The 8,011-nt window shown below is 68.2% G+C and carries 6 protein-coding genes; 3 read left to right on the top strand and 3 right to left on the bottom strand.

Annotation, left to right across the window (positions count from 1 at the left end; genetic code table 11):
* Positions 1 to 437 precede the first annotated feature (437 nt).
* Genes C5O18_RS04225 through argH form a run of 3 tightly spaced genes read right to left on the bottom strand, consistent with a single transcriptional unit; the run spans position 438 to position 4,838 of the window.
* Positions 438 to 2,831, bottom strand: a complete 2,394-nt coding sequence (locus C5O18_RS04225; RefSeq protein ID WP_105191751.1) for a YgiQ family radical SAM protein — start codon at positions 2,829 to 2,831, stop codon at positions 438 to 440.
* Between the two features lie 49 nt (positions 2,832 to 2,880).
* The gene (locus tag C5O18_RS04220) at positions 2,881 to 3,429 is read right to left on the bottom strand and encodes a hypothetical protein (protein WP_105191749.1); all 549 of its coding nucleotides are present in this window, start codon (positions 3,427 to 3,429) and stop codon (positions 2,881 to 2,883) included.
* A gap of 23 nt (positions 3,430 to 3,452) precedes the next feature.
* Positions 3,453 to 4,838: an argininosuccinate lyase gene (gene argH / locus C5O18_RS04215; RefSeq protein ID WP_105191747.1), complete on the bottom strand. Its 1,386-nt coding sequence runs from the start codon at positions 4,836 to 4,838 to the stop codon at positions 3,453 to 3,455.
* Positions 4,839 to 5,012: 174 nt separating this feature from the next.
* Here argH and C5O18_RS04210 point away from each other — a divergent pair, with 174 nt between their 5' ends.
* The 3 genes from C5O18_RS04210 (at position 5,013) to hemC (ending at position 7,931) form a co-directional block, all read left to right on the top strand.
* On the top strand, positions 5,013 to 6,098 hold the full coding sequence (locus tag C5O18_RS04210; RefSeq protein WP_158249263.1) for a sensor histidine kinase: 1,086 nt from the start codon (positions 5,013 to 5,015) through the stop codon (positions 6,096 to 6,098).
* Positions 6,099 to 6,131: 33 nt separating this feature from the next.
* Positions 6,132 to 6,881, top strand: a complete 750-nt coding sequence (locus C5O18_RS04205) for a LytR/AlgR family response regulator transcription factor (protein WP_105191744.1) — start codon at positions 6,132 to 6,134, stop codon at positions 6,879 to 6,881.
* Positions 6,882 to 6,971: 90 nt separating this feature from the next.
* On the top strand, positions 6,972 to 7,931 hold the full coding sequence (gene hemC / locus C5O18_RS04200; protein ID WP_105191742.1) for a hydroxymethylbilane synthase: 960 nt from the start codon (positions 6,972 to 6,974) through the stop codon (positions 7,929 to 7,931).
* The last annotated feature ends 80 nt before the right edge of the window (positions 7,932 to 8,011 follow it).

The following is an 8,011-nucleotide window of genomic DNA, read 5'->3' as shown; positions in this document are numbered from 1 at the left end:
AAGCCCGGCATGTCGAGATCAACTGCGCGCATTTTGCGCAGCCGCTGGATGCTGGCGTGCTCAGGGTCGTTGCCGAGGCGCTGGCAACGGCCTGAGGCGCACCTCAGGCTGGTGCGGCGCCGGCTTCCAGGTCGTGCTCGGCCCGTGCGACCAGCACCAGAAAGAGCATGAGGATCAAGCGCATGGTGTTGTCCTCCCGGCGCCGCCACAGGCGGCCATGGCGAAGGCGGCGGACAGATCCTGCAGCCGGCGGGCGATGTCCTGTCTGGTCATGGTGAAAGCCTCCCTTGTGTATGCGTGAAGGGGTGGATCAGGCTTTCACGGTAGCGCCGGCAGGCCCTGTCGGGCCAATCGATTCTGTGTGAATTTTCGATAGCCGGCTGCTATGAGGCTTGCCGCCGGCTGGCGCCGCCCGGACGGCCCCGGGCGTGGCTGTTTCAGCGGCCGGAGGATGGCCGGCCGCGGCGCTGGCCGGGGCGACTGCCGTCATTGCGCGGCGGCAGGCCGGTGTGCTGGGTCAGCACCTGGCCCTTGCGTGGTGCCGGCTTCTTCTGCGGCTGTCCTTTCTGGTGCTGCACCTTCACCGACACGCCCTCGCCCGCGCTGGAGTTCTTCTTGCGCGGACTGGCGTACTGGCCGTCCGCCTTCGGCTGGAAGATCGGAATGAGCTGGTGCTTGCCGTTGCCGATCAGATCGGCGCGGCCCATCTCCTTCAGTGCCTCGCGCAGCAGCGGCCAGTTGTTGGGGTCGTGGTAGCGCAGGAAGGCCTTGTGCAGGCGTCGCCGGCGCTCGCCCTTGACGATGTCGACGCTCTCCGAGTCGCGCGTGACCTTGCGCAGCGGGTTCTTGCCGCTGTGGTACATGGCGGTGGCGGTGGCCATGGGCGACGGATAGAAGGTCTGCACCTGGTCGGCGCGGAAACCGCTGCGCTTCAGCCACAGGGCGAGGTTCATCATGTCCTCGTCCGTCGTGCCCGGATGCGCGGCGATGAAGTACGGGATCAGGTACTGCTCCTTGCCCGCCTCCTTCGAGAATTTCTCGAACATCTGCTTGAAGCGGTCGTAGCTGCCGATGCCCGGCTTCATCATCTTCGACAGCGGGCCTTCCTCGGTGTGCTCGGGCGCGATCTTCAGGTAGCCGCCGACGTGATGGGTGACGAGCTCCTTCACGTATTCCGGCGAGCGCACGGCGAGGTCGTAGCGCAGGCCGGATCCGATCAGGATCTTCTTCACGCCCTTGAGGTCGCGGGCGCGGCGGTAGAGCTGCACCAGGTGCGAGTGGTCGGTGTTGAGGTTGTCGCAGATGCCCGGCCACACGCAGGACGGCTTGCGGCAGTGCGCCTCGATCTCCGGCGACTTGCAGGCCAGGCGGTACATGTTCGCGGTCGGGCCGCCGAGGTCGGAGACGATGCCGGTGAAGCCCGGCACATCGCGCATGGCCTCGATCTCGCGGATGATCGAGTCCTCGGAGCGGTTCTGGATGATGCGGCCTTCGTGCTCGGTGATGGAGCAGAAGGTGCAGCCGCCGAAGCAGCCGCGCATGATGTTGACCGAGAAGCGGATCATCTCGTAGGCCGGGATGCGCGCGCCTTCGTAGCTGGGGTGCGGCACGCGGGCGTACTGGAGGTCGAAGACGTAGTCCATCTCCTCCGTGGTCAGCGGAATCGGCGGCGGGTTCAGCCAGACATCGTTGTCGCCGTGGCGCTGCACCAGCGCGCGCGCGTTGCCCGGGTTGGTCTCCAGATGCAGCACGCGGTTGGCGTGTGCGTAGAGCACCGGGTCGGCCTTGACCTTCTCGTAGGAAGGCAGGCGGATCACCGTCTGGTCGCGTGGCGGCAGCTTCTGCTTGGCCGGCCGCAGGGTGACCACGGTGGTGTCATCCGGCAGCTCGTCGAAGTCGCCCCAGGCACCGGTCTCGACCTCCACCGGCACGCCCAGTTCCTCGGGCGTCGGCATGGCCAGCGTGGCGTCGGAAAAGCTGGCGCCGGCGAAGCGCGCGCCGCCGCCGTTCTGCTTCTCGACTTCGCAGCTGTCGAGGTCGGCGGTGTTCACGTACGGGTTGATGATGCGGTCGACGCGGCCCGGCGCATCGACACGGGTCGAGTCCAGCTCGAACATGCCTTCCGGCGTGTCGCGGCGCAGGAACACGGTGCCGCGCACATCGGTGATGTCGCGGATGTGCTCGCCGCGCGCCAGCCGGTGGGCAATCTCGACCACGGCGCGCTCGGCGTTGCCGTAGAGCAGGATATCGGACTTGGCATCGAGCAGGATGGAGCGGCGAACCTTGTCCTGCCAGTAGTCGTAGTGCGCGATGCGGCGCAGCGACGCCTCGATGCCGCCCAGCACCTGCGGCACGTCCGGGTAGGCCTCGCGCGCGCGCTGGGCGTAGACCAGGCTGGCGCGGTCGGGGCGGCGGCCGCCCTCGTCGTTGGGCGAGTAGGCGTCGTCGGAGCGGATCTTCTTGTCAGCCGTGTAGCGGTTGATCATGGAGTCCATGTTGCCGGCGGCGATGCCGAAGAACAGGTTCGGCTTGCCCAGCGCCCGGAACGGTTCCGCCGACTGCCAGTCCGGCTGCGCGATGATGCCGACGCGGAAGCCCTGTGCCTCCAGCAGGCGGCCGATGATGGCCATGCCGAAGCTGGGATGGTCGACGTAGGCGTCGCCGGTGACGATGATGATGTCGCAGGAATCCCAGCCGAGCTGGTCCATTTCCGCGCGCGACATGGGCAGGAACGGCGCGGTGCCGTAGCACTCGGCCCAGTAGCGGTCGTAGCCGAACAGCAGCGGCGCGTCGAGGGTGCCGACGGTGACCTTGGGCGCAGGCAGGCTCATGTCATTTCTCCGCGGCCGTCCGGCCGGACTTCTCAGGTGCTGGCGGGTCTCAGAAGCCCAGCAGCGGCAGCAGCGACTCGACCACGGACGCGTCCATGCCGATGCGGCTGCCGATGTTGCTGGCCAGGGTCGACTTCAGGCCGCCCACCGAGTTGTTGCGCAGCGAGGTGGCGGCCTTCACGGCGGCCTGGTCGGCGCTGGTCAGCTTCTTGCCGAGCTTGCTTTCCAGCTTGGAGACCACGCTGCTTTCGCTGACCGGCTTGCCGGCCTGCGGGAACAGGGCGGCGACCACGGTGCCGTCGAGGCCGACCTGGGCGCCGATCTTGTCCAGGAAGCCGCTCTGGGCATTGTTCAGGCCCAGCTTGGTGGCGCCGGCGAGGCCCTGCAGCTGGATCTTCTCGGCGGCGGTCAGCGCGGTGCCGCGCTTGCTCTCCACGGCGGCGATGAACTGCTGGGTCTGGCTCTGGGTGGCGACCGAGCTGTTGGTGCTGGCAGTGGCCGAGCCGCTGGCCGAACCGGTATTGCTGCCGCCGAGGCCGGCGCAGGCGGACAGGGCCAGCAGGGAGCCGGACAGGGTGATGGCGGTAAGCAGGCGCATGGGAGTCTCCGGGATGCGTGGGATCAGGCGATGCGGTCGCGGGCGCGCAGCACGGCGGCGCGGACCTGGGCCGGCGCGGTGCCGCCGATGTGGTCGCGGGCGTTCACCGAGCCTTCCAGTGTCAGCACGGCGAACACGTCATCGGCGATGACGTCGGAGAACTGCTGCAGCTCGGCCAGCGACATGTCGGCGAGGTCCTTGCCGCTCTGCACGCCGTAGCCGACGGCCTTGCCGACGACTTCGTGGGCATCGCGGAAGGGCATGCCGCGCTTGACCAGGTAATCCGCCAGGTCGGTGGCGGTGGCGAAGCCGCGACGGGCGGCCTCGCGCATGACATCGCGGCGCGGCTGCAGCGCCGGCACCATGTCGGCGAAGGCGCGCAGGGAGCCGCGCACGGTGTCGACAGCGTCGAACAGCGGTTCCTTGTCTTCCTGGTTGTCCTTGTTGTAGGCCAGCGGCTGGCCCTTCATGAGCGTCAGCAGCGCCATGAGATGACCGAAGACGCGGCCGCTCTTGCCGCGCACCAGCTCGGGCACGTCCGGGTTCTTCTTCTGCGGCATGATCGACGAGCCGGTGCAGAAGCGGTCGGGCAGATCGACGAACTGGAACTGCGCCGAGGCCCACAGCACCAGCTCTTCGCTGAAGCGCGACAGGTGCATCATGATCAGCGATGCGGCGGCGGTGAATTCGATCGCGAAGTCGCGGTCGGACACGGCATCCAGCGAATTCTCGCTGATGGCCTCGAAGCCCAGCAGCTCGGCGGTGATGCGGCGGTCGATCGGGTAGGTGGTGCCGGCCAGCGCGGCCGAGCCCAGCGGCATGCGGTTGACGCGCCGGCGCAGGTCGGTCAGGCGCTCGTCGTCGCGCTTGAGGTTCTCGAACCAGGCCAGCAGGTGGTGGCCGAAGGTCACCGGCTGCGCGGTCTGCAGGTGCGTGAAGCCGGGCATGATGGTGTCGGCTTCGCGCTCGGCGAGGTCGATCAGGCCGGTGAGCAGACGCTTCAGCTCGGCGCGGATGGCGTCGATTTCATCGCGCAGGTACAGGCGGATGTCGGTGGCGACCTGGTCGTTGCGGCTGCGGCCGGTGTGCAGGCGCTTGCCGGCGATGCCGATGCGCTCGGTGAGCCGGTGCTCGATGTTCATGTGCACGTCTTCGAGGTCGACGCGCCACTCGAACTGTCCGGCCTCGATCTCGGCCAGGATCTGCCCCAGGCCGTCCACGATCAGGTCGCGGTCTTCCGTGCTCAGCACGCCGACCCGCGCCAGCATGGTGGCGTGCGCGATCGAGCCGCGGATGTCCTGGCGGTACATGCGCTGGTCGAACTGCACCGAGGCGGTGAATTCGGCGACAAACTGGTCGGTGGCCTCGGAGAAACGGCCACCCCACATGGAGGACGACGTGGAGCTCATGGATGAACCTGTTCGGCACGGGCGGACGGGCCGCCGCGATGGGTCTGGAAAATGTGCGGGCATTATATATCAGCTTGCCCCTTCCCGACGCCTGCCATCCCGGCCATGGCGGCGCGCCGCGAGGGCCGCCGCGGTTGTCTTGCCGATGGCCTTGCGGGCGGGCACACTGCCGTCATGCCCCTGACTCATGACAACAACGACAAAGCGCAGGCCGCCCACGGCGATTTCTGGCTGCCGGATTTCTGCTCGAGGTCGTCGCACCGGCGTATCGCCGGGCTGGCGGTGCTCATCTCCCTGCTGCTGCTGGTGGCGCAGTCACCCGAGCTGTGGCCGTTCCCGGTCTGGGACTTCCTGCTGCTGCTGGGGCTGTCGGGCGCGGTCATGGCGGTCAGCTTCTTCCTGATCTGCCGCTGGCGCCGGCGCATGGCGGGCTGGAGCCATCTGGCCGTGGCGGCTTCGGTGATCACCATCATCCTGGTCAATCTGGTCTGGCTCAGCCTGGCCGGCATCGCCCTGCTCGACCAGCTCGGCCTGCCCATGCTCTCGTTCGTGAGCAACGAGTACTCGGCCATTTTCCGGCACCTGCTCATCAGCGGCCTGTTCGCCGGCCTGTTCATGCGCTACCTGACCCTGCAGGCGCAGCTGCGCGAGCGCGAGAAGGCGGCGCTGCAGGCGCGGCTGGAGGCGCTGCAGGCGCGCATACAGCCGCACTTCCTGTTCAACTCCATGAACATCATCGCCAGCCTGATCGCCATCGATCCCGACAAGGCCGAGCAGGCGGTGGAGGACCTTGCCACGCTGTTCCGCGCCAGCCTGCGCGACTCCGCCGATGTCGGCCTCGACGAGGAGCTGGCGCTGTGCCGGCGTTACGCCAACATCGAGGAGCTGCGCCTCGGCGACCGCCTGCACATCGACTGGCAGGTGCCGGAGAATGCCGGCAGCGTGCGTATCCCGCTGCTGACGCTGCAGCCTTTGCTGGAAAATGCCATTCGCCATGGTGTTGAACTTTCGGCCGTACGCTGCGACATTATGCTGGCTGTTCATATTTCGGACGATCTGGTCTCCGTCCTGCTGAGCAACCCCCTGCCCGCGGGCGAGCGCCGCACCGGCAACCAGATGTCCATGCGCAATGTCGCCGAGCGGCTGCGCGCCCGCTTCGGTCCGCAGGCGAAATTGCAGGCGGCCGAGGAGAACGGCTACTACGTGACACGCCTGAGCTATCCTCGCGGCTCGGGACGCATGGAAAGAAAACCGCACTGAAGCGGATACAACAAGAAAAAGAGAGGTTGAGGAATGAAACCGCGCGTAATCATCTGTGACGACGAACGCCTTGCCCGCGAACGCCTCGTGCGCCTGCTCGAGGATATTGGCGGTTACGAACTGGTCGGCCTGGCCGAGCACGGCGAGCAGGCCCTGCGCCTGGTGGCCGAGTACGAGCCGGACATTGTCCTCATGGACATGCGCATGCCGGTCATGGACGGGCTCAGCTGCGCGCGCCAGCTCGCGCAGCGCGAATCGCCGCCCGCCATCATCTTCTGCACCGCTTTCGACGAGCACGCCCTGGAGGCGTTCTCGGTGCCGGCCGCCGGCTACGTGCTCAAGCCGGTCAGCCGCGAGAGCCTGCGCGAAGCGCTGGCGCGTGCCTGCCGCGTAAACCAGCTGCAGCTCGAGAACCTGCGCCAGCAACCGACGCGCAGCGAGCGCACCAGCAGCCGCAGCCACATCACCGCGCGCACGCACCGCGGCATCGAGCTGATTCCCATCGACGAGGTCCGCTATTTCCTGGCAGACCACAAGTACGTCACCGTGCGCCACGAGCATGGCGAAGTGCTGATCGACGAAACGCTCAAGGAGCTGGAGGAGGAGTTCGGTGACCGCTTCATCCGCATCCACCGCAACGCCCTGCTGTCGCTGACCTACCTCGAAGGCCTGGAGGTCGTGGCCACCGGCCAGTACCGCGTGCGCATCCGCGGTCTCGACGAGCGCCTGGTGGTCAGCCGCCGTCACCTGCCGGAGCTGCGCGAGACCCTGCATCGCGTCTGAGTCGCATCCGCCGGCGGCCGCGACCATCGGGCCGTTGCACATCCCCCGGGGCTGGTTACACTGCGCGCAGTGGCCAGCCCCGAGGTTTTCATGACCGTTGTCCCCGCCGATTATCCCGACTGCCTGCGTATCGCCACGCGGCAGAGCCCGCTTGCGCTCTGGCAGGCGAATTTCGTGGCCGACGCCCTGCGCGCGCACCATCCCGGCCTGCGCGTCGAGCTGGTGACCATGGTCACGCGCGGCGACAAGATCCTCGATACCCCGCTGGCCAAGATCGGCGGCAAGGGCCTGTTCGTGAAGGAGCTGGAGCTGGCCATGCTGGAGGGCCGCGCCGATCTCGCCGTGCATTCCATGAAGGATGTGCCCATGGCCTTTCCCGAAGGGCTGGGCCTGACCGCGATCTGCGAGCGCGAAGACCCGCGCGATGCCTTCGTCAGCAACCGCCACGACAGCCTGGCCGCGTTGCCGACCGGTGCCGTGGTCGGCACCTCCAGCCTGCGCCGCCAGTGCCAGCTGCGCCGGTCCCGTCCGGACCTGGTGGTGAAGGACCTGCGCGGCAATGTGAATACCCGGCTGGCGAAGCTGGATGCCGGCGAATATGACGCGCTCATTCTCGCCAGTGCCGGACTGATCCGTCTCGGCATGAGCGAGCGCATCCGCGAGGCGCTGGACACCGGCCTGCTGCTGCCCGCCGTGGGCCAGGGCGCGGTGGGCATCGAGTGCCGGCTGGATGACGCCCTGACGCGTGCACTGCTGGCGCCGCTGGCACACGCCGGCACCACCACCTGCGTGCTCGCCGAGCGCGCCATGAACACCCGCCTGCAGGGTGGCTGCCAGGTGCCCATCGCCGGCTACGCCACGCTTGCTGGCGACCGGATCAGCCTGCGCGGCCGTGTCGGCAGCGTCGATGGCAGCCGCCTGATCGAGGCTGCCGTCGCCGGCCCGGCCGCGCAGGCCGAGGCGCTCGGCGAGGCGCTGGCGGAGCGCCTGCTGGCGGCCGGCGCCGGCGAGATCCTGGCGGCGGTCTACGGAGCGCAGGCGCCGGCATGAGCGATCGCGCCGCGACGAGCCGCGAGCCCGGCCGGCCGGATGACGGCGGTCATGACCTGCGCGGCCTGCGCGTGCTCAAT

Origin of the sequence: Amnimonas aquatica (assembly GCF_002943415.1) — a bacterium.
Lineage (GTDB): Bacteria > Pseudomonadota > Gammaproteobacteria > Pseudomonadales > Moraxellaceae > Perlucidibaca > Perlucidibaca aquatica_A.
This window is presented reverse-complemented; position numbering and strand designations above follow the sequence as displayed.

What these genes read in the sequence shown, in the direction of transcription:
- C5O18_RS04220 (WP_105191749.1), bottom strand. Translation starts at nt 3,429, where the DNA reads ATGCGCCTGCTTACCGCCATCACCCTGTCCGGCTCCCTGCTGGCCCTG.
- C5O18_RS04225 (WP_105191751.1), bottom strand. Translation starts at nt 2,831, where the DNA reads ATGAGCCTGCCTGCGCCCAAGGTCACCGTCGGCACCCTCGACGCGCCG.
- C5O18_RS04210 (WP_158249263.1), top strand. Translation starts at nt 5,013, where the DNA reads ATGCCCCTGACTCATGACAACAACGACAAAGCGCAGGCCGCCCACGGC.
- C5O18_RS04205 (WP_105191744.1), top strand. Translation starts at nt 6,132, where the DNA reads ATGAAACCGCGCGTAATCATCTGTGACGACGAACGCCTTGCCCGCGAA.
- argH (WP_105191747.1), bottom strand. Translation starts at nt 4,838, where the DNA reads ATGAGCTCCACGTCGTCCTCCATGTGGGGTGGCCGTTTCTCCGAGGCC.
- hemC (WP_105191742.1), top strand. Translation starts at nt 6,972, where the DNA reads ATGACCGTTGTCCCCGCCGATTATCCCGACTGCCTGCGTATCGCCACG.